The sequence below is a fragment of the Microcoleus sp. w2-18bC1 genome, from assembly GCF_036700365.1.
Lineage (GTDB): Bacteria > Cyanobacteriota > Cyanobacteriia > Cyanobacteriales > Microcoleaceae > Microcoleus.
In genome coordinates this window covers 1-20,349 of record NZ_JAUBOS010000031.1, presented here as the reverse complement: position 1 = coordinate 20,349, position 20,349 = coordinate 1, and the positions used below count along the sequence as shown (strand labels likewise).

23 protein-coding genes are annotated in these 20,349 nt (G+C 44.8%); 15 read left to right on the top strand and 8 right to left on the bottom strand.

The window, feature by feature from the left end; all coding sequences use genetic code 11:
• Positions 1–24: 24 nt before the first annotated feature.
• Both QT979_RS17075 and QT979_RS17070 read left to right on the top strand, forming a co-directional pair.
• Positions 25–300: a type II toxin-antitoxin system ParD family antitoxin gene (locus QT979_RS17075; RefSeq protein WP_333215320.1), complete on the top strand. Its 276-nt coding sequence runs from the start codon at positions 25–27 to the stop codon at positions 298–300.
• Positions 301–362: 62 nt separating this feature from the next.
• Positions 363–605: a type II toxin-antitoxin system RelE/ParE family toxin gene (locus QT979_RS17070; RefSeq protein WP_333311153.1), complete on the top strand. Its 243-nt coding sequence runs from the start codon at positions 363–365 to the stop codon at positions 603–605.
• A gap of 469 nt (positions 606–1,074) precedes the next feature.
• On the opposite strand, the gene QT979_RS17065 is transcribed toward QT979_RS17070, so the two are convergent.
• Positions 1,075–1,896, bottom strand: a complete 822-nt coding sequence (locus tag QT979_RS17065) for an SDR family NAD(P)-dependent oxidoreductase (RefSeq protein ID WP_333215316.1) — start codon at positions 1,894–1,896, stop codon at positions 1,075–1,077.
• Between the two features lie 753 nt (positions 1,897–2,649).
• Positions 2,650–4,083 carry a carotenoid oxygenase family protein gene (locus QT979_RS17060; protein ID WP_333311152.1) on the bottom strand — a complete coding sequence of 478 codons (1,434 nt, stop codon included), beginning with the start codon at positions 4,081–4,083 and terminating at the stop codon, positions 2,650–2,652.
• A 195-nt stretch (positions 4,084–4,278) separates the two neighbouring features.
• On the opposite strand from QT979_RS17060, the gene QT979_RS17055 reads away from it, so the two are divergent.
• The 7 genes from QT979_RS17055 to QT979_RS17025 all read left to right on the top strand — a co-directional run bounded on the left by QT979_RS17055 (position 4,279) and on the right by QT979_RS17025 (position 11,864).
• Complete coding sequence (locus QT979_RS17055) at positions 4,279–5,316, top strand: LD-carboxypeptidase (RefSeq protein ID WP_333215311.1); 1,038 nt, start codon at positions 4,279–4,281, stop codon at positions 5,314–5,316.
• A 97-nt stretch (positions 5,317–5,413) separates the two neighbouring features.
• Positions 5,414–6,178: a class I SAM-dependent methyltransferase gene (locus QT979_RS17050; RefSeq protein WP_333215326.1), complete on the top strand. Its 765-nt coding sequence runs from the start codon at positions 5,414–5,416 to the stop codon at positions 6,176–6,178.
• A gap of 221 nt (positions 6,179–6,399) precedes the next feature.
• Positions 6,400–7,401: a cytochrome c oxidase subunit II gene (locus QT979_RS17045; protein WP_333167591.1), complete on the top strand. Its 1,002-nt coding sequence runs from the start codon at positions 6,400–6,402 to the stop codon at positions 7,399–7,401.
• A 78-nt stretch (positions 7,402–7,479) separates the two neighbouring features.
• Positions 7,480–9,285: a cytochrome c oxidase subunit I gene (ctaD, locus tag QT979_RS17040; protein WP_333167589.1), complete on the top strand. Its 1,806-nt coding sequence runs from the start codon at positions 7,480–7,482 to the stop codon at positions 9,283–9,285.
• Between the two features lie 108 nt (positions 9,286–9,393).
• Entirely contained in the window at positions 9,394–10,017 is a 624-nt protein-coding gene (locus QT979_RS17035; protein WP_333167587.1) for a heme-copper oxidase subunit III, read from the top strand.
• 75 nt (positions 10,018–10,092) lie between these two features.
• On the top strand, positions 10,093–10,467 hold the full coding sequence (locus tag QT979_RS17030; RefSeq protein WP_333311151.1) for an HNH endonuclease: 375 nt from the start codon (positions 10,093–10,095) through the stop codon (positions 10,465–10,467).
• A gap of 164 nt (positions 10,468–10,631) precedes the next feature.
• Entirely contained in the window at positions 10,632–11,864 is a 1,233-nt protein-coding gene (locus tag QT979_RS17025; RefSeq protein WP_333167583.1) for a hypothetical protein, read from the top strand.
• A 14-nt stretch (positions 11,865–11,878) separates the two neighbouring features.
• Here the strand turns inward: QT979_RS17025 and QT979_RS17020 are convergent, their stop codons facing one another.
• The 5 genes from QT979_RS17020 to QT979_RS17000 all read right to left on the bottom strand — a co-directional run bounded on the left by QT979_RS17020 (position 11,879) and on the right by QT979_RS17000 (position 15,493).
• Complete coding sequence (locus QT979_RS17020; protein ID WP_333215303.1) at positions 11,879–12,178, bottom strand: (2Fe-2S) ferredoxin domain-containing protein; 300 nt, start codon at positions 12,176–12,178, stop codon at positions 11,879–11,881.
• A 135-nt stretch (positions 12,179–12,313) separates the two neighbouring features.
• Positions 12,314–13,288, bottom strand: coding sequence for a cysteine synthase A (locus QT979_RS17015; RefSeq protein ID WP_333215301.1), 975 nt, complete (start codon positions 13,286–13,288; stop codon positions 12,314–12,316).
• A 65-nt stretch (positions 13,289–13,353) separates the two neighbouring features.
• Entirely contained in the window at positions 13,354–13,938 is a 585-nt protein-coding gene (locus QT979_RS17010; RefSeq protein ID WP_333215299.1) for a Uma2 family endonuclease, read from the bottom strand.
• Positions 13,939–13,973: 35 nt separating this feature from the next.
• Positions 13,974–14,555: a Uma2 family endonuclease gene (locus tag QT979_RS17005; protein ID WP_333206102.1), complete on the bottom strand. Its 582-nt coding sequence runs from the start codon at positions 14,553–14,555 to the stop codon at positions 13,974–13,976.
• Positions 14,556–14,854: 299 nt separating this feature from the next.
• On the bottom strand, positions 14,855–15,493 hold the full coding sequence (locus tag QT979_RS17000) for a peroxiredoxin (RefSeq protein WP_006632618.1): 639 nt from the start codon (positions 15,491–15,493) through the stop codon (positions 14,855–14,857).
• Positions 15,494–15,653: 160 nt separating this feature from the next.
• Here QT979_RS17000 and QT979_RS16995 point away from each other — a divergent pair, with 160 nt between their 5' ends.
• The 4 genes from QT979_RS16995 to QT979_RS16980 all read left to right on the top strand — a co-directional run bounded on the left by QT979_RS16995 (position 15,654) and on the right by QT979_RS16980 (position 18,438).
• Positions 15,654–15,929, top strand: a complete 276-nt coding sequence (locus tag QT979_RS16995; RefSeq protein WP_333215297.1) for a hypothetical protein — start codon at positions 15,654–15,656, stop codon at positions 15,927–15,929.
• A gap of 95 nt (positions 15,930–16,024) precedes the next feature.
• On the top strand, positions 16,025–16,387 hold the full coding sequence (locus tag QT979_RS16990) for a cupin domain-containing protein (protein ID WP_333215295.1): 363 nt from the start codon (positions 16,025–16,027) through the stop codon (positions 16,385–16,387).
• Positions 16,388–16,935: 548 nt separating this feature from the next.
• The gene (locus tag QT979_RS16985; RefSeq protein ID WP_333215293.1) at positions 16,936–17,817 is read left to right on the top strand and encodes a ChaN family lipoprotein; all 882 of its coding nucleotides are present in this window, start codon (positions 16,936–16,938) and stop codon (positions 17,815–17,817) included.
• 39 nt (positions 17,818–17,856) lie between these two features.
• Positions 17,857–18,438, top strand: coding sequence for an NAD(P)H-dependent oxidoreductase (locus tag QT979_RS16980; RefSeq protein WP_333215291.1), 582 nt, complete (start codon positions 17,857–17,859; stop codon positions 18,436–18,438).
• A gap of 78 nt (positions 18,439–18,516) precedes the next feature.
• On the opposite strand, the gene QT979_RS16975 is transcribed toward QT979_RS16980, so the two are convergent.
• Positions 18,517–19,140: a hypothetical protein gene (locus QT979_RS16975; RefSeq protein ID WP_333311150.1), complete on the bottom strand. Its 624-nt coding sequence runs from the start codon at positions 19,138–19,140 to the stop codon at positions 18,517–18,519.
• Positions 19,141–19,230: 90 nt separating this feature from the next.
• On the opposite strand from QT979_RS16975, the gene QT979_RS16970 reads away from it, so the two are divergent.
• Both QT979_RS16970 and QT979_RS16965 read left to right on the top strand, forming a co-directional pair.
• Positions 19,231–19,701, top strand: a complete 471-nt coding sequence (locus tag QT979_RS16970) for a helix-turn-helix domain-containing protein (RefSeq protein ID WP_333311149.1) — start codon at positions 19,231–19,233, stop codon at positions 19,699–19,701.
• A 3-nt stretch (positions 19,702–19,704) separates the two neighbouring features.
• Positions 19,705–20,274 carry a PIN domain-containing protein gene (locus tag QT979_RS16965; RefSeq protein WP_333215285.1) on the top strand — a complete coding sequence of 190 codons (570 nt, stop codon included), beginning with the start codon at positions 19,705–19,707 and terminating at the stop codon, positions 20,272–20,274.
• The last annotated feature ends 75 nt before the right edge of the window (positions 20,275–20,349 follow it).

The following is a 20,349-nucleotide window of genomic DNA, read 5'->3' as shown; positions in this document are numbered from 1 at the left end:
TAAAGGTTCTCAGAGGTAAACCCCATGAAAATTACTCTCAAGCCTGAGCAGCAAAAATTCATAGAAGCACAAGTTACAAGTGGCAGATATCCTTCGGCGGAGGAGGTAATCGCAGCGGCATTAGAACTTTTAGCGGACAACAGCGAGCCCAAAGAGAGCAACAGCTATCACAAATGGGTAGAAAAAACGCGACCAAAAGTATCAACAGGAATAGCTCAACTCGATCGCGGTGAAGGGATTGATGGAGAAATAGTCATAGCAAGATTGCAGGAAAAATTTCGCAAAATGCGGGAGAACTAAAGATGAGTCGCTACATTGTTTCTCCAGAAGCGAGGATCGATTTAGATGAAATTTCGGATTAGTTGGCAGCTAGAAATATTGAATCTGGAGAACAGTTTGTCGAGGAGTTCAATCGAAAGTGTCGCAATTTAATTAACTTTCCTAATATGGGTCGTAGTTACGAGGAACTAGCTGCTTCTGTGCGGGGGCTTCCTCTCATGGATTACATTATTCTTTATCGGGCGATAGACAGTGGAATTGAAATTATCAGGGTGGTGAGGGGAGAACGGGATTTACCGTCGCTATTTTCTGATGAGGATGAGTGATCTCATTGGTGTCAACTTAACGTAAAACCTAGTCACAGACTGCTTTTGACTATTAAACTTAGATCCCCCCTAGCCCCCCTTAAAAAGGGGGGGACAAGATTCTTCTCAAAGTCCCCCTTCTTAAGGGGGATTTATACCAATTTTTTATGAGGTTGCATAGAATCCGATCCCCCCTAGCCCCCCTTAATAAGGGGGGGACAAGATTCTTCTCAAAGTCCCCCTTCTTAAGGGGGATTTAGGGGAATCTAGACTAAGCTAAAAGCGAGATTGATCAAGGGTTTGAGTCTTAAGTTGACACCTATGGGCACTGCCGTGTCCTCTATATCATTCCGATGCAACCGGAAACGATATGACTAACGGTTAAAGTGTTTGCCAAATGTAAGGTGCGCTTAGGAACGGGCATCTTGCCCGTTCCACAAAGAATGAGTTTTTTTGTGGGGTGGGCCGGAGAGCCCGCCCATAAAAGGGTTTATCGCCCGCTAGCTAAAGCCTCCCGCAATTTCCGGTCCCGCGATTTGTCCCGAAGTTCGGGAGTCGCCATCCGCAACACAAAATCCAGCAACCAAGGCGCAATTCGGTGACACCAAACTGCTAGATGACTTTGCCATCCTACCAAGATTTCCGGCGCATCTTTCTGCAATCCTGCGACAAGTGCTAGGGCAACTTTTTCGGGAGTTGTGGGCACTACCCAGCGGAATTGCTCCAAGTCTCGCACCATGTCGGTATCTGTTAGAGATGGCAGCAAAGCTGTGACTCGAACATTGTACTGAGTTAACTCACTACGCAAAGCTTGGGTGAATCCCAAAATGGCAAACTTGGTAGCAGAATAAGTTGCCATTGTGGGAGCGGCAATTTTGCCCATTAAGCTGGAAACATTGACGATTGTTCCCTCTTTTTGAGTCGCCATTCGCCGAGCTATCAAGCGGGTAATTGTGTAGGTTCCGAGCAAGTTTAAGGCGATTTCTTCCTCGATTAACGGCAGCGGCGAACGCAAGAAAGATGCTTGGTGGGCGACGCCTGCACAGTTGACTAGGAGGTGAATCGGGCCGCAATCTCGCCAAGCTTGGGCGATCGCAATATTCACCGCAACTGACTGAGTTAAATCCAAAGCTAACGGCACTACTTCTGTGCCCAAAACATCGATTTCCTCTGCCAGTTCAATTAATTGCCGGCGGTTGCGCGCCACAATCAACAAACGTTTGACTCCTTGTCTCGCTAATTCCAGGGCGATCGATCGCCCAATTCCGCGCGAAGCTCCTGTAACAAGAGCTGTTTTTCCTTGAAGTTGCATAGATTAAACCTTTTGGTAGATGCTCACCGCGGCACGGAGTTATGAGTTGTGAGTTGTGAATTATTAGTTATGAGTTGAATGTTTTGGCGGTAACAACTCATAATTCATAATTGTTGAAAAGGCTATCTTGTTTCGATAGACCTCATTTACTTGTGGGGTTAACTCAAAACTAAAAACTTTTGAATCGCTAACGTGCGCGTGAGCTGAACTAAACTTTTGGTTTGCCAGAAATCAGTTAATTATCTGGTCTTTTAACCTCATGCCAGCAGACAAAGCTGAGATGGGCAAACCTAGTCAGAAATCCTTGCCAAGCGGGCTTTATTACCGCTTTTATTCAGTTCGCGGAGGCGGACTTAGCCTGTGTAGCCGCGAATAAACTGGCCGGGGATTGGTGATCCGCGAATTTGTCATTTACCGGGGTTGGAGAACCCCTCTTTCTTCAGTCCGTGAAGGCGGATTTTGCCTGTGTAGCGGCGAGTAAAGTGGCCGGGAATATTCGCCGGGATTGGTTATTCGCCAGGGCTTAATTACCCCTCTTTTTTTAGTCCGCAGAGGCAGACGATATCCTGTGCAACCGCGACTTACAATCGCCGGGGATTCGTGCGAATTGGCACAGGATAATTGAGCAATGCAGATTATCAATTCCACACCTCCTAGATATGAGAATTTCCTATCTACACACACCTTAACAACTTGACAGAGAAGCGGCAACAATTTTTAATAAATCTTCCGCAACACTTCTTTACAATTTTCTCAGACTGCCGATTTCCAAGTGCCGTGAAAGCCCAAAGGTATGACACCGGGCAATTCTAGCTTGCAAACAGGTTCGCGATCAAGCCCTTCGCTGTCAAATATCCAGACTTCGCTGCTGTCAGAATTGCCGTCATAAATAACTGTTACTATCCAACCTCTTTCCGAGGAAATATCTGGAACGTAGATGGGCTCAGCAGGATAGCGATTTTCGCCACAGTCGGCAATTGTGAGATTGCGGCTTTGCGTGTCGAAACTGGCGATCGCACCGTAACGTTCCGGTACAATATCAACGTCAGGCCGATACATTGCCAGATAGATATATCGTGAGTCTTGCCCTACTTCGGCAGCAGGTACGATCGGAAACTCACAAGGTTTATCCAACAATTCTTCTATTCCTGTCACTTTCGCCGTCAGAGGATTGAGATGCACTCGGCAAAGAGTACCCTCCGCATCGGTGCTAGTTTCACCAGTCGGTACTTCTTTCAGTCGCTGATTAGTTTGAAAGTCAGCGAAGCGCACAAAATCTACCGCCACCGAACCATCTTCCTTCACAAAACCGTTAGCAAAATGCCACTGGAACCAAGGTTCTGTTTCGCCGCGACTAACTAAAGAGAGAGTTTCTGAGTCAAAAACTAATATCTGAGTACCTAACTCCGGTTTCCACTTAAAGGACTCGCTATAACTGCTAATTCCTGTTAACAATGGCAAAAAATTGACTTGCACCGGCGGGATAAAAAATATCAGATACTTTTCCGCAAAAACAAAATCGTGGAGCGCGTAAATTCCATCTAAAGCAACTGTTGATTGTTGCACGATTTTTCCAGTAAAATCGCTTTTATACAGATTCAACTTTGTAGTCGCACCGTTGGTAATTCCAAAGTTGAAAATATTGCCAGTAATCGGGTCGCGCTTGCAGTGAGCAGAATAAACAAATTTACTATCTAAACTGCCTAAATCGTCGGTTCCCTGAGTTTCCAGGGTTTGCAAATCGAGGCGGTGAGGCGGGCCACCTTCCCACAATGCCAAAAGGCGATCGGGCAAAGCTAAAACAGAAGTATTGGCAGCATTTTTAACAGTTTTAGTCCACCGCAACCACACAGGGCCCGGTGCTGTCATGCCATAATTACTGTAGAGAAATTTATCAGCTTTTTCTTCAGCTAGATATCCCTCTGTTTTCACGTAGCGATAAACAGCCGTAGCACCGACATCGGTAAAATGTACTGCCAAAATTGCACCGTCGCCATCAAACCAGTGTCCCGCAGCAACACCGCCGCGTTCCAAACGTCCGGGCCCGTTGCGATAGAGAGTGCCGCGCAATCCTGCGGGAATTTTACCGCTTTTAACGGATAACTGAGTCAGCGGAAATTCCGCAGCCGGACGGGCTAAAGCTTGAGCCCAGGATTTTTTAGCTGAGATTTTAGTGTCTGTTTTCATTTGAAACTGGCAATTTTCAACTGATATTGCAGAAATTTTCCTTTACAATTATAGCAAAAATCATCTATAACAGTGTTCGCGTGATCCATTCATCAAGGAATTAACAATTCCTCAATCCCCCAATCCCCTAATCTAAAATCTAAAATCTAAAATCTCAACCTGTACCTCACTTAATCGAACAAGGGTATAACACCTATGACTCTCCGCCGCCGTGCTCTGCTGACAACTTTTGGGCTGACTGCTGTTGGTACTCAGCTTTTGCCGTTAGCGAAGCCCTCGAATAGGATCGCGCAAACCAACCTATCTCCCAAAAATGCGATCGTGAAGCCGCGCCGCCTGCAAGTTGGCGATACTGTAGCTTTAATCAATCCTGCCGCTTTCAACTACGAAAAAGAAGTGCAGCCATTTTTTAAAGTTATGGAAAAGCTGGGTTTAAAAGTTAAATTGGGAGAGCATTTTTACGATCGCTACGGCTATTTAGCCGGCAAGGATGCCGATCGCGCCGCCGATGTCAACGCAGCCTTTGCCGATGACTCAGTGCGAGCTATTTTTACCGGGATGGGCGGCTGGGGCTGTGCTCGGATATTGCCCCTCCTAGATTACAATATTATCGGCAACAATCACAAAATTATTATGGGATTTAGCGATATTACGGCGCTGTTATTGGCGATTTATGCTAAAACTAATAGAGTTACTTTTCACGGCCCTTTAGGTGCGTCAACTTGGAGCCCCTTTACAGTAGATTACGTCAAAAAAGTTTTGTTTGACGGAAGTTCTGTGACGATGCAAAACTCCAAAAGTGTGCAAGTTCAAACAATCGGGCGTGGCACAGCTAGGGGCACACTAATCGGCGGCAATTTATCAGTAATCGCAGCAATGGTGGGTTCTGCATATTTACCGCAGTGGGAAAATAGTATTTTGTTTGTCGAGGAAGTTGGCGAAGAAGTTTATCGCATCGATAGAATGTTGACGCAGCTTAAATTAGCGGGCATTCTTGATAAAATATCAGGTTTTATTTTCGGACAGTGTACCAAGTGCGAAGCTGAAAAACCCCAAGAGTCCCTAACCTTACCTCAAGTCTTGTCCGACCACATTCGCCCTTTGAAGATTCCCGCGTGGTATGGTTCAATGGTCGGACACATCCGGGAACAGTTCACTTTGCCGATCGGTCAAGAAGTCGAAATCGACGCTGACTCTGGTACAATTAAATTGTTAGAATCTGCTGTCAGCTAAATCTTAAACTCTTCTGGATATTCGCTCGGCTCTTCCTCCGGTTCTGCATAACCGCGCAGAGCCTGGTAATGAAAAAATTAAACATACAATTAGAACGATCGTGAAAAACCGACAATTCATCAAACCGCTAGCAGCAATTATCTTAGCAATAATTTGCCTGTTGCCGCTTAATGCCTGTGCAGCAGCAGAAGCAAGTAAAACCGCCAACAGCGACACCATTTATCAGCAGCGAACAGTCCACAATCCCGACGGAATTGGCAAATTTTACATGGATCGAGAAATTGCCCAAGTCATGGGATATCAAGGCGCTAGTTGGCTAGAAAGACCGTCTCGCGGCATGGAAGAAAAATCAGCTCGATTAGTCAACAATCTCGATTTAAAACCAACCGATATTGTAGCAGACATTGGAGCGGGAACGGGATATTTTAGCTTTCGCATCGCTCCCTTAGTTCCAGAAGGAAAGGTTTTAGCAGTTGACGTGCAGCCGGAAATGATTAATTTTATTAAATTGAATAAACAAGAAAAAAATATCGCTAACGTTGAGCCAGTTTTGGGCAGTATCGACAATCCGAATTTACCGGAAAACAGCGTAGATTTAGTTGTGATGGTGGATGCTTATCACGAGTTTGCATACCCCAGAGAAATGATGCAAGGAATTGTGAAAGCGCTCAAACCGGGAGGCCGCACGGTATCGATCGAGTATCGCGGCGAAAACCCGTTGATTCCCATTAAAGGTTTGCACAAAATGACGCAGAAGCAGGTGAAAAAAGAAATGGCCGCCGTCGGTTTAGTATGGAAAGAGACAAAAGATATGTTGCCCCAGCAGCATTTGATGGTGTTTGAGAAAAAATCTCAAATTTAGCAGCCAAATAGAGCGATTATCTACCATTTTTACTGAGTTTTGTCAAGGTACAAAAGACGTATTTTTGAGGCGCGCAGGCGCTTGGTCAAAAATTCTAAGCCTTAAGTAACCATTAAGAGAGACATTTTACTAAAAATACCATTTACAATTAAAAATTGATAACCCAGAGGCGCTTCCTTCATTTTTCAAGCGAAGAAGTGTCGCTATTAAGAAGTACCAGCGTGAACATTCCAAGTTCCATCCTCACCATGCTCGCCGGCATCGGAGTGACTCTGATCAGTCTCTGGTACGGGCAGAATCACGGTTTGATGCCGATCGCCGCCTCTGACGAAGCATCCGACATAGACGCACTTTTCAATACAATGATGACCATTTCCACTGGACTATTTATCATGGTCCAGGGAATTCTCATCGTTGCTGCAATTAAATATCGCCGCCGTCAAGGAGACAACACAGACGGGCCGCCTTGGCATGACAACTTTCCCTTAGAAATTCTTTGGACAGCCGTGCCAGCGGTGATTATTTTAGGAATCGGAGTCTACAGTTTTGAGATTTACAACTCAATGGGAGGCCTCGATCCGATGGGCAATCATGACCACGGCACGATGCAAGCGCACTCTAAAATGCGGGGAAGTGCGATCGCAGCCACACTCTCAGATACACCCCAAAACGCCCCTCAAATTCCGTCTAGAAAACTTGTTGCTCTAGGCGTCGGCGCTTCCCCAGAAAATGAAGACAAACCAGCAGACTTAGTTGTAAATGTCACAGGTTTGCAGTACGCCTGGATTTTTAGCTATCCAGAAAGCGGCGTTAGTTCTGGCGAACTGCATATGCCAGCAAACCGCGACGTACAGCTAAATATCTCAGCTCAAGACGTGCTGCACGCATTTTGGCTGCCGGAATTTCGCCTCAAACAAGATGCAATTCCCGGTCGGCCGAGCGAACTGAGATTTACACCAACTAAAACCGGCGAATACCGGGTTGTTTGTGCTGAATTGTGCGGCGCTTATCACGGAGCGATGAAAGCTGTAGCAGTCGTTCACACGCCCGAAGAATTTGACACTTGGCTGCAAAGCCAGCAAGTTGCTAGCAGTCAAAACTTAGAGCAAGCAGTTGCAGTCAATCCTGGGGAATTGTCAGACGGAGAATTTTTGGCTCCCTACGTCAGGGAAATAAAAATTAATTCCGAAGCCCTAGAACAACTTCACCCAACTCATCACTAAAAATAGTCATTAGTTCTGGCCACTGGGTATTTTATCCTGAGCTAATAACTAATGACTAATAACTAATGACTAATAACTATGACACAAGCACAGTTCCAAGAAAGTGCAAACACTGAGGCTCGCGGAACAGCGCCCGCCGATAGACATTGGCGCGACTACTTCACTTTTAATACCGACCACAAAGTCATCGGTATTCAATACCTGGTAACAACATTTATTTTCTATTTAATCGGCGGCGTGATGGCAACTTTGGTGCGAACAGAACTCGCCACCCCCGACTCCGATTTTGTCACCCCCGAACTCTACAACAGTTTATTTACTGTTCACGCGACGGTGATGATATTCCTGTGGATCGTACCCGCCGGAGCCGGATTTGCTAACTTTTTGATCCCCTTAATGATTGGGGCAAAAGACATGGCATTTCCCAGGCTAAATGCCGTTGCCTTTTGGATGATTCCCGTAGGCGGCGTGTTGCTGTTGAGCAGTTTTTTGGTAGGAGCTCCGCAAGCGGGTTGGACATCCTATCCGCCTTTGAGCTTAGTTACTGCTCAAGCCGGAGAAGAAATTTGGATTCTCAGCGTTTTGATTCTGGGAACTTCTTCGATTTTGGGGGCGGTAAATTTTGCCATTACCATCTTTACGATGCGCGTTCCCAGCATGGGTCTCAATGATATGCCCTTGTTTTGCTGGGCGATGATTGCGACTTCAGCGTTGACTTTGATTGCTACTCCAGTCTTAGCCGCAGCTTTAATTTTGTTGTCGTTTGACTTGTTAGCAGGAACGGCATTTTTTAACCCGACCGGCAACGGCGATCCCATCGTCTACCAGCATTTATTCTGGTTTTATTCGCACCCGGCAGTTTACATTATGATTATGCCCTTTTTCGGGGTAATTTCAGAAGTTTTGCCGGTGCATTCCCGGAAGCCAATTTTTGGTTATTTGGCGATCGCATATTCCAGTCTCGCCATCAGCTTTTTGGGCTTGATCGTGTGGGCGCACCATATGTTTACCAGCGGCACTCCCGGCTGGCTGCGGATGTTTTTTATGATCACCACTATGATCATCGCCGTACCAACAGGGATTAAAATATTTAGCTGGTTGGCAACTATTTGGGGAGGCAAACTCCGGCTTGTCAGCGCGATGCTATTTGGCATGGGTTTTATCTCAACATTTGTGCTCGGCGGCATCACCGGGATCATGGTAGCTTCCGTACCTTTCGACATTCACGTTCACGACACTTATTTTGTCGTCGCTCACCTACACTACGTGCTGTTTGGCGGCTCAGTGTTTGGCATTTACGCTGCTTTTTACCACTGGTTCCCCAAAATGACGGGGCGGATGATTAATGAATTTTGGGGTAGAGTTCACTTTGTTTTAACCTATGTTGGCTTTACTGTAACTTTCCTGCCGATGCACGCTTTGGGGATGCAAGGAATGCCCCGGCGCGTGGCAATGTACGACCCGAAATTTACCACAATTAATGTGATTTGTACTGTCGGTGCTTATATGCTGGCAGTGTCTACAATCCCGTTTATCATTAATGTGATTTGGAGCTGGAGGTACGGCCCGAAAGCAGGTGACAATCCTTGGCAAGCTTTGAGTTTGGAATGGATGACGACTTCGCCGCCCCCCATCGAAAATTTTGAAGGAGTGCCGGTATTGGCAACGGGGCCTTACGATTACGGCATGGAAAAAATTCAGAATACAGGGGAACGTCTCAGACTCAAGCTGAGGGAAAATGCCACCCGCAACGCCCAGAAAACAGGTATTCCTATTGCGGAGGCTCAAGCTTCAACTTTCTTTGGCGGTACTGCCACTTTGGTAGCTCCTGAATCAGAGATAAATGTTGATTCTCCTGCTGATGAAAGTCAAGATGGCGAATAGTTATTAGTCATCAGTCATCAGTCATTGTTGACTGTTGACTGTTGACTGTTGACTGTTAACTAATGCCAATTGACAACTGACAACTGACTTCTTCATTAACAATTTCTTATGCAAATTCCAGCGATCGATCCGGCAAAAACAGCCCTGAATTACCACCACGAGGGCGAAGTAGAAGCACATGGTGTCGAGCATCCCGACCACCGAATGTTAGGTGTAATTGTGTTCCTGTGCGCTGAAGGCATGATATTTTTCGGTATGTTTGCGGCCTATTTGATTTATCGGGCGATGGCTCCCGCGTGGCCTCCTGAAGGTACGCCGGGGCGAGAGTTATTGCTGCCGGGAATTAACACGGTAATTCTGATTGCTAGCAGTTTCGTGATTCACAATGCTGATACTGCAATCAAAAAGAATGATGCCACCGGAATGCGGAATTGGTTGCTCGTAACTATTGCTATGGGCGCAGTTTTCTTGGCAGGTCAGGTTTACGAGTACACTCATTTAGAGTTTGGCTTGACGACGAATTTGTATGCCAGTTGCTTTTACGTTTTGACTGCTTTTCACGGCTTGCACGTTACGTTTGGAGTGCTGCTGATGGCCGGTGTGGTGTGGCGATCGCGCGTGCAAGGTCACTATTCTAGCGAGCACCACTTCGGCATCGAAGCGACTGAAATTTACTGGCACTTTGTCGATGTGATTTGGATTGTTTTGTTTCTGTTACTGTATATTTTGTGATCCCAGAGGCTTTTGGGCTTCTGCCACAAGAGATTTGTATGACCCCCTATTGGGGGTTTTTTTATTGTTTGGAGAGTGCGATCGCCTTTCATTCACATCCTCAAAGCCGATCGCGCTAAACTAAAAGTAGCAATTCTCCTATCCAGCAGCATTGAGAAAATTATGCAGTGCGAATTGTGCGATCGACAAATGGAAGCATTAACCGCCCATCACCTCATCCCCAAACAAAACACCAAGCGGAAAAACGAAGATCCAAGCCCGACAATCGACATTTGCTCAGCCTGTCACCGCCAGATTCACTCTCTATTTGACAACAAACACCTCGCCCAAGAGCTCAATACCCTGGAAAAGCTCAAAAATAACCCAGAACTCCAGAAATTTGTCTCTTGGATTAAGAAACAAAAAACCGACAAACGCATTCAAGTACGCGGCAAAAAAGCTCGATCGTAGGGAGCGAGCTTAGATATATAGTCTTGGACGCAGTTACTGTCTGAAACCCGGTTATTCATAAATTTTTCGTTTTTCAAACCAAAATTTTACATAGCAACCCGGTTTGTTTGCGTAAATCCTAGTATAGTGATTTACTTATTGGTAACAAGCTGCCAACTATTATTATGAACCTCACCTCCCTCGAACTCGCAAAAGACCGAGCGCGCATCTTTAAAAACTACCTCCAAATGGAAATAGATGCCCAAGCTAACATAAACAAACTAGCTTTTTTAGACCGGGGCATTGAAAAATCCCTTTACCAACAAGAAATTAAAAACTATCCCGATTATCTCAAACAGAAACCCGACGGCTTAAAAGTAATTAGCTCTCTTCCCGGCCCCAATAATCCCCTCAAACCTACCCCGTTTCCCAGCCTGGGAGAACTACCTCAAATTAACTCTCAAGCTTTAAATTTTTTGCACGCAGATATTAAGGAAGCCTGCGTTTGTATTGGTACTTTTGTAGACGGCAAAATTCAGTCACAGTGGCTGGGAAAAAACGCGCTTACCAATGCTGAACAGTGGAGTGCCACTAAAATTATCGCACTCCTTAATATCGTCAGTCAAATAAATAGCAAATATCCCGACTGCGACATTGACAACTGCGTTGTTAGAGATGGCAACGGGCTAAGACACGATTTTTACTTTTACGATGTAGCAAAAGACATGATTAGCTATGCCTCAAATATAGCAAGTTCAAACTCCTTAGCTGCAATGTTCAAACGCTTCGATACTCGCATAGGATTAGAGCAATGGCTGAAGAGCGCTACTGGCAATAATGACCTAATTTTTCGCGGCGATTACGGCGAAAATCCTTATCACAACAACCCCAAAATCTTTGATCTCACCAAAAAACAAGTGCTGCTAAGTGCGGCATTAAACAGTACCAAACAAAGTAATACCGTATCTGCTTATGATTTAACCAGGCTGATTTCCATGTTAGGATGGCACTTCCACATCGAACAGCGATCGCGCATGAAAGCATCTCAGTGGAACAGCTTAGAAAGCATTGTCAGAGCAATGGGACATGACAGCGCTCGATATGTAGATGTAGCAATTAAAACTTTGGGGATGGATAGCCTGATCACTTCTCCAGTAATTATCTCAAAATTGGGTTACGGACTCAGCTCGATCAGGGGAACCCTAGAAACAGTTTATGTGGCTTTAGTGCGGTTTGTTGACGAACGGCCGAAGGCGGCGGGAAAGCCGGCCAAACTCAGAACTTTAGCCATGAGTTTGCGGGCAGAAAAACCTGTAGGCGGTTCTACCAGTGTCGATCGCTTGGCGATCGAACTCGACGCCAGATTTTGCGCCGAAGTCACGGAAATTCTCCGCCGATTGTTTGCGGAAGAATTTTAAACGAGGGCGATCGACTAATTAGAAAGTCGGTGAAACTTGCGGTAAAGCATCTTATCTAACGGCTTTCCTCCCCGCAAATGTTGCTCAGTTATTGCCGCAACTTCTTCAGGGCAAACGGCATTGTACCAAACCTCTTCTGGCAGCACCAACACCATCGGCCCGTTGCCGCACTGTCCCAAACAACTGCTAGCAACAACTTCAACTTCTGAGGGCGACAATTTCTGAAAAGCTGCCAGTACCTTTGCTGAATTTTGCTTGCGACAAGTGCGGTTTTGGCAAACAAGAACTTGCCTAGAAGATTCTTTGATTTTCATATTTTTTACTTGACACTCTGCTACATATATGCTATTTTTTTATCATGGGAATAGGTGCGCGCATATATGCCCAGATTTTATGCCCAGATTTTATATATGTCCAGATTTTAAGGTGCGCCGCAGCGCACCCTACGGTTAATCTGGTGACAAACCTTTGGAAGCCAACCATTGTCGATCGAACAAACGCGACTGATACCGAGCCCCGCCGTCGCAGAGTACCGTAACAATCGTATGTCCAGGCCCCATTTGCTTCGCCAAAGCCACAGCCGCCCCCACATTAATCCCCACAGAACCGCCCATAAACAGCCCTTCTTTCCTCAGCAGTTGGTAAATCACGCGGACAGCTTCAGTATCGTCAATTTGAATGGCGTCGTCTACCGGGGCATTCTCCATATTTGCAGTGACGCGAGTGGTGCCAATTCCCTCAGTAATCGAACTACCTTCAGTCTTAATTTCCCCAGTTTTGAAATAACTGTAAAGCCCGCTGCCCATCGGGTCTGCCAACACAATTCTCACAGCAGAATTTTTTTCTTTCAAAAACATTCCTACACCAGCAAAAGTGCCGCCGGTACCAGTAGCTGTTACCCAAGCATCAATTTTACCGTCTGTTTGTTCCCAAATTTCCGGGCCCGTTGTCTCGTAATGAGCTCGGCGATTGGCTAAATTATCAAACTGATTTGCCCAGACTGCATTCTCCATTTCCGCAGCCAATCTGCCCGACAATTTGACATAATTATTCGGGTCTTTGTAAGGAACCGCGGGAACAGTCCGAACTTCAGCGCCCAAGGTTTTCAAAGCATCGATTTTTTCTTGAGATTGGTTATCGGGAATCACAATCATACATTTGTAACCTTTAGCGTTGCAAATGTGAGCCAAACCGATGCCAGTATTGCCCGCAGTGCCTTCAACAACGGTGCCGCCCGGTTTCAGCAAGCCTTTTTCTTCTGCGTCTTTGATGATGTATAAAGCGGCCCTATCTTTAACGGAACCGCCGGGATTGAGAAACTCTGCTTTACCGAGAATTTCGCAGCCTGTTTCATCGCTGAAGCTGTTTAAGCGAATTAGTGGTGTGTTACCGATTGTGCCTACAAAGCCGTTTTTAATATCCATATTTTTTGCGTGTTTACATCCTATTATTAATTTTTACAAGAAGTTGATATTTATTGCTACCACTTTTACCAAATCTTGCTCATATTGAGTACGAATCCCGGCAAAACGGGGTCGCCGCTAACTGTAGCCGGATTCTCTAAACATTCCTCTGGTAAACCAGGACGGTAAATATAAACTCGGCGATTTTTGCGGTCAATTAACCAGCCTAACTGCACTCCTGGTTCTCTCATATATTCTTGCATTTTTTCTTGCAATGGCTTGAGATTGTCAGAAGCCGACCTGAGTTCTACTACAAAATCCGGGCAAATCGGGGCAAATTTTTGCTTTTGTTCTAGTGACAAAGCATTCCATCTTGCCAATTTTATCCAAGCAGCATCCGGCGACTTTTGGGCACCTGTTGACAGAGTAAATCCTGTACTCGAAGTAAACGCTAAACCAGTACCATTTTGTTCTGCCCAAACCCACAGTGGCCCAAATATATTACCTTCTCGGTTTCCCGTCTCCGAACCAGTAGGAGGCATAATTAGCAATTCTCCCGATTTGTTGCGTTCAATTCGTAACTCACTATTGATTTGACAGAACTCGAAAAACTGGTCATCTGTCATTTGCAATTCTGGTGGTATTCGCAACACGATTGTTGATGTCAACATAATTGATTTCCTCGATCGTTGCTCCTATACTAAGCTTACCAAATCTTGCTCATATTGAGTACAAATCCCGGCAAAACGGGGTCGCCGCTAACGGTAGCCGGATTCTCCAAACATTCCTCTGGCAAACCAGGACGGTAAATATAAACGCGGCGATTTTTGCGGTCAATTAACCAGCCTAACTGCACTCCGGGTTCTCTCATATATTCTTGCATTTTTTCTTGCAATGGCTTGAGATTGTCAGAAGCAGACCTGAGTTCTACTACAAAATCAGGGCAAATAGGTGGGAATTTATCTTGCTGTTCTGGTGACAAAGTATTCCACCGTTCCAGTTTAATCCACGAGGCATCTGGAGACCTGTCACCCATTGAAAGCTTAAATCCCGTACTGGAGTCAAAACACATACCTGTTCCATCTTGGCGAGCCCAAATATACAACTCTCCAAAAACGCTACCGCTGCGATTTCCTGTTGTTCCACCAGTAGGGGGCATAATTAGCAATTCTCCCGATTTGTTGCGTTCAATGCGTAATTCACTATTGATTTGACAGAACTCGAAAAACTCGTCTTCTGTCATTTGCAATTTGGGCGGTATTCGCAACACAATTGTTGATGACAGCATTTAGCCTTTCCTCCACTTTAAATTGTTCAGACAAAATTGCACAATTTCTTTGTTTGTAGTTAGGACTTTAGTCCTCAAAAATCCGGATTAAGGACTCAAGTCCTAACTATAAGCTGGTGTGGGATCAATTCCGGTTTATCGGAATGATTAAACCGCAGAGGGCACAGAGGACACAGAGAAAGAGAAGAGAGAGATAATAATTCCGAGGTCAACGGATTTGATATGACGCGCGAATTATAGAGGTAAGGTGCTCTGCGGGCACCTTACATAATTAGGTTCTGCGTCCAGGAATGTTAAACCTATTTATTCGGCTGAGGAGTCATCCGCAAATAAGGCTTAATCGGCGTATAACCTTTAGGAAATTTCTCTTCCAACTCTTTCGGGTCGGTAATCGAAGGTACGATGACGCAATCGTCGCCGTCTTTCCAATCAACCGGAGTCGCAACGCTGTATTTGTCTGTAAGTTGCAAGGAATCAATTACTCGCAAAATTTCATTAAAATTCCGACCCGTGCTCGCCGGATAAGTAATGCTCAAACGCAATTTCTTTTCCGGATCAATCACAAAAACTGTGCGGATTGTTAAGTTGTTCAGCGAGTTGGGATGGATCATGTCGTAAATGTCGGATACTTTACGATCGCCATCTGCTAAAATCGGATAATTGAGGGTGACATTTTGAGTTTCCTCAATATCTTTAATCCAGCCCATGTGAGAATCCACATCATCGACGCTGAGGGCAATGGTTTTGACGCCCCGCTTTTCAAATTCAGACTTTAGACGGGCCACTGCACCGAGTTCTGTGGTGCACACTGGAGTATAGTCTTTCGGGTGGGAAAACAACACGACCCAGCTATCGCCAGCCCAGTCGTAGAAATTGATTTCCCCTTCAGACGAAGCTTGAGTAAAGTTGGGAACTGTATCGCCTAATCGCAGAGTCATAACTGATTTCCTCTAAATTTATTTAAGGACTGCTCCTTATCATGCCATAATTGCCCGGTTTCTCGATCGAGCTGTAAAGGATTCTAAACTTTTGGGTCGATCGATCGGCAATTCCACTACTGTAATGTATGTGTGGCTTATACCGCTAAATTTTCTTGCTATGCTTTACTTTTTGCTTAAGGCAATACAGCCTATTTTAGTCCCGCTGTGTTTTGTGTCCGCTTGGGGCTTAGTTTTTTTGTTGTGTTTGAGTGTCGGGCGTACAGTCACCGACTCCCTGCGTCGAGCTCAGCGGATGCACCAAATCCCTTGTGCTAACTGCGTATTTTTCACCGGTGACTACCACCTCAAGTGTCCCGTTCAGCCTACAATAGCTTTATCTGAAGATGCGATCGACTGTCCTGATTATCGATCGCATTCGGGAATTTACGGTTAAAAAATCCGCTCGACGCTTTACATATTTCTTAACATCTCTGGCTCTTTCAATTAAACTTAAGTTGTGGTAAAGAGATTTTCAGGAGAGGGGAAAGAATGCTAATTCAAAAGCTAAATGCCTGCGAGGAGTTTATTGCTGGCGACGGTACTCAACTGCGAGAATTATTGCATCCAGACAAACAAGCTGTGGATTTGCGTTACAGTTTAGCCCATGCCACTTTGCCAGTGGGGCAAACTTCTGCACTGCACTCCCTGACAACTTCTGAAGTTTATTACATCCTCAGCGGCGTTGGAGAAATGCACATCGACGACGAAAATAAATTCGTGGAAGCCGGAGATGCAGTTTATATTCCCCCAAACGCCAAGCAGTTTATTTACAACTGTGGCACAGAGCCCCTAATATTTATTTGTATCGTCGATCCCGCGTGGCGAAAGGAAGACGAGACAATTTTCCAGTAATTTTCTAGTTTTTATCCTTGTATGCTCGTTACCAGGCTCTGCCCGGTAACGCATATATAGAGGCTCTGCCTTTACTGAGAAAACATCATCAACCGAAAATCTCTTTTAACAACAACAGCACCCAGCCATATGTACCGAGTGATTTCCTCTTTTTTCAACTTCGATGTGGAGTTGCAATAATCCTCGGATTCAGTTGCATTGCTCCCCTCTAATTAGTTGAGGAAGTATCAGCTTTGTTGGTGGGTGCTGCTATTGTTTTTTGATGAGACAGATGTGAGATTAAACAGCGTTTTTACTCCTTAGATTCTATTGTGAACTTCGCTGTGGTATCTAGAGGTTGTATCTGTCAGAGAAGCTTTTTGTTCGCTTCATATTATTAATTTAGCACCTTCTTTTAGAAGCGCAAGTACCTGCAACTAAACTTTACATTTTTAGAAGTAACTGCGGATAATTATGAATTTAAATTAAGCATTGAGCTTTCTAGCTGCTCAGCTAAAATAGTAGAGTTCGGCTGTGCTTGCTGCTGCGAGAAACGGCATAATGTGTGTATGAAAACAACCAAACTCATCAAACTGTGCGCCTTATCGCTCAGTATCTTTCTGCTGTGTAGCAGTGTAGCGGCTGCTCCAACGACGGCGAACCCTCAACCTGGGCAGACTTACACTAACCAAGAGATTCTGCAACAGTTGGTGAAGGCAAAAGTCGTGTATCTGGGTGAAACCCACGATAGCGCGGAAGATCACCAAGCTCAACTGGCGATTATCCGAGAAATGCAGCGACAAAATCGGAAAATTGCGATCGCAATGGAAATGTTTCAGCGTCCCTTTCAAAGTGCGATCGACAACTACTTAGCAGGTAAACTGACTGAAGAGCAATTAGTCGAGCAAACAGAGTACGATCGCAGATGGCGCTTTCCCTGGGAATCTTACGCCCCCATTTTGCGGTTTGCCAAAGAAAATCAACTACCCGTCCTCGCCTTAAATACACCATCCGAAGTAACGAGAAAAGTTGCCACTCAAGGTTTAGAAAGCCTCACAGCCGAGGAAAAAAAGCACATTCCCCCAATATCCGAAATTCGCACCGACAACGCCGAATATCGGCAACTGCTGCTAGAAGTTTACCAGCAACACCAAAAGGCAGCACAGGGAAATAGTACGGCTTTTGAAAGATTTTTGCAAGCCCAAGTTTTGTGGGACGAAACTATGGCGGAAAAAATAGCTGAATTTGTCAAAGCCAACCCCGACTATCAAGTTGTGGTGTTGGCGGGGAAAGGACACATTATTTACGGTTACGGCATTCCCAGTCGCGTCGAGAGGCGTTTAGGAGTCGGGAATGTAAAAATGCGATCTGTTTTACTCAATTCCAGTGACAATCCTGTTTTGTCGGCAGATAGACCCATTGCTGACTTTGTTTGGAATCACTCGAAATAGTACAATTATACGCAAAAACAATAAGCAGGAAAAAAATCAATGACAAACCGACCAAAAATACTGGCATTTGCCGGGAGTACCCGCGAAGGATCATATAACAAACTGCTGGTAAAAGTTGCGGCGGCTGGGGCTAGTGCGGCGGGCGCAGAAGTTACTTATGTAGATTTGCGCGATTTGCCGCTGCCGCTATTTGACGAAGATTTAGAAGCAAAAGAGGGAATGCCAGAAAATGCTCGCCAATTGAAGGAATTGATGGTAGCGCATGACGGGTTTTTGATAGCTTCCCCTGAGTATAACAGTTCAATTACGCCTGTGTTGAAAAATGCGATCGATTGGGTATCGCGCCCAGCACCTGGTGAACCGGGATTGGTGGCATTTACTGGCAAAGTAGCGGTAATTATGAGTGCTTCCCCAGGCGGAATGGGCGGTTTGCGGGGATTGGTGCATTTGCGATCGATCCTGGGGAATATTAACGTATTGGTACTCCCCGATCAGAAAGCAATTCCCCAAGCTTTTGAAGCATTTAATACTGACGGTACGATGAAAGATCCCAAACAGCAGGACGCTGTTGAAAATCTCGGTGCTAAGTTGTCTAATGTGCTGTCGAAATTAATCGCCTGAAGCAATAAATTCATTTTGCAGTAGGGACACAGCAATGTTGTGTCCCTAATCCTAGTATCTGTTATTTTGCTGGCTGCATCAAGTGCGATTCATAGAATAAAAGCCTTGAAACGGCATTGTTAAAATGCCCAAAATCCGACTAATTTCATTAATAAAAAAGTCTCGCTTGTCAATGAAAATTGTACTGTTACTCAATTTAAGAAACTTCCAATCAGTACCCGTAGTAACAGCCCCATAAATGCTTTCAATTTGCTCTCCGCTGCGCTGATTAAATAATTGGGCGGCTACCATTTCTGCAATACACGGGCCTAAACCGGATTTAATACTTTCATTCTTAGCCTCTGTGAGAGTAATTACGGGGGCGCGAATTTCATAGGAATCCTTCGATGCAGTGAGAATATAATCGCAATACCCGTTTAAGCCCGCTTCTACATCTACATTGAATTCTGAACCAGAGAAAAAACCAACTTGAAAATTAAATTGCCGCCTGACTTCCAATAATATTGGAGCAATAATTAATTCAGCGCGAGCCTTTTCTGTATTAATTGCAGTAGCTAAAGACAGGTTTTCAGTTAAAGTAGTTTGCAAATAGGAACTTGGCTGTACCTCTGGGATATCACTAAACAAATCTAAAGGTTCTTCTACGGTTAAATTAAAAGATTCTCTAACTTTCGCTAAAGTTGTAAAGTCGCTGTATGCCACAGGTTAACCTCCTTGCTCGATTTTGGCGATCGCATTCTGAAATTGCTACAATTATAATTGATTGCCTGTTATTCTCACCCCTAAATTAACATGACATTCACCGGAGATCCCGACTCAGCACCTGCTTTGCCCACAGCAGCAGAAGCAGCGGTTGCCAAAACCAGTAGCCGCGCTTTAGAATCGCACTTGCAAAATCATCCGTCTGGCGAATCCCTCAAATTGATATTAAACGAAAAAGAGGGAAAGACAATTGACATACCTGCTGCAGCATTGCCACTGCTATTAGCGATTTTGCAACAGACAAGCAGCGGCAATACTGTCAAGCTGATCCCAATTACTAAAGAACTTCATATTTATCAAGCAGCAGACATCCTGGGAGTTTCAGATAAATATATGCGGGAGTTGCTGGATGCGGGAAAAATCCCTTACAAGACAGTCAGGAACAGTCGCAGGATACGTTACGAAGATTTAATGGACTATAAGAAACAAAGTTACGAAGAAAGCAGTAAAATTATGGATATGCTTGTAGATGAATCAGAAGCACTCGGTTTGTACTATTAAAACATGGCAATTTTAACTGTTGTTTATGATGCTAATGTTTTGTATTCTGCATCTCTTCGTGACTTATTTGTAGAGTTGGCAACTACCGACATAGTTGAGGCACGTTGGACTGAAGAAATTCACGACGAGTGGATGAGAAATGTACTTATAAACCGTCCCGATATAAGATTTGAACAGCTTGCTCGAACCAAAAGATTAATGAATGCAAGTGTTGAAAATTGCTTGGTGCAAGGCTATGAGACAATTATACAAGAGTTAGAACTTCCCGATCCGGGCGATCGTCATGTCCTAGCTGCTGCAATTCACTCTCGTTCTAAGTTTATTATTACTTTCAATCTCAGAGATTTTCCTGAAGAAGCTCTTGCACCTTACGACATTTTAGCGCAGCATCCAGATGATTTTATTTTAGACTTGCTTGACCTCAACTGGCAAACAGTATGCAAAGCAGCCGAGAAACAAAGAATCAGGCTCAAAAATCCGCCAAAAACGCCTGACGAGTATTTACAAACGCTGGTAGAATTGGGACTGCCGCTGTCAGCAAATCGGATGCGAGAATTGTGCTATCGAGATTAGGAATGAAAAATAAATAAGTTGATTAGTTATCGGTTATAATGAAAAAAGTGTGAGATTACAATTTTTACCAAAACA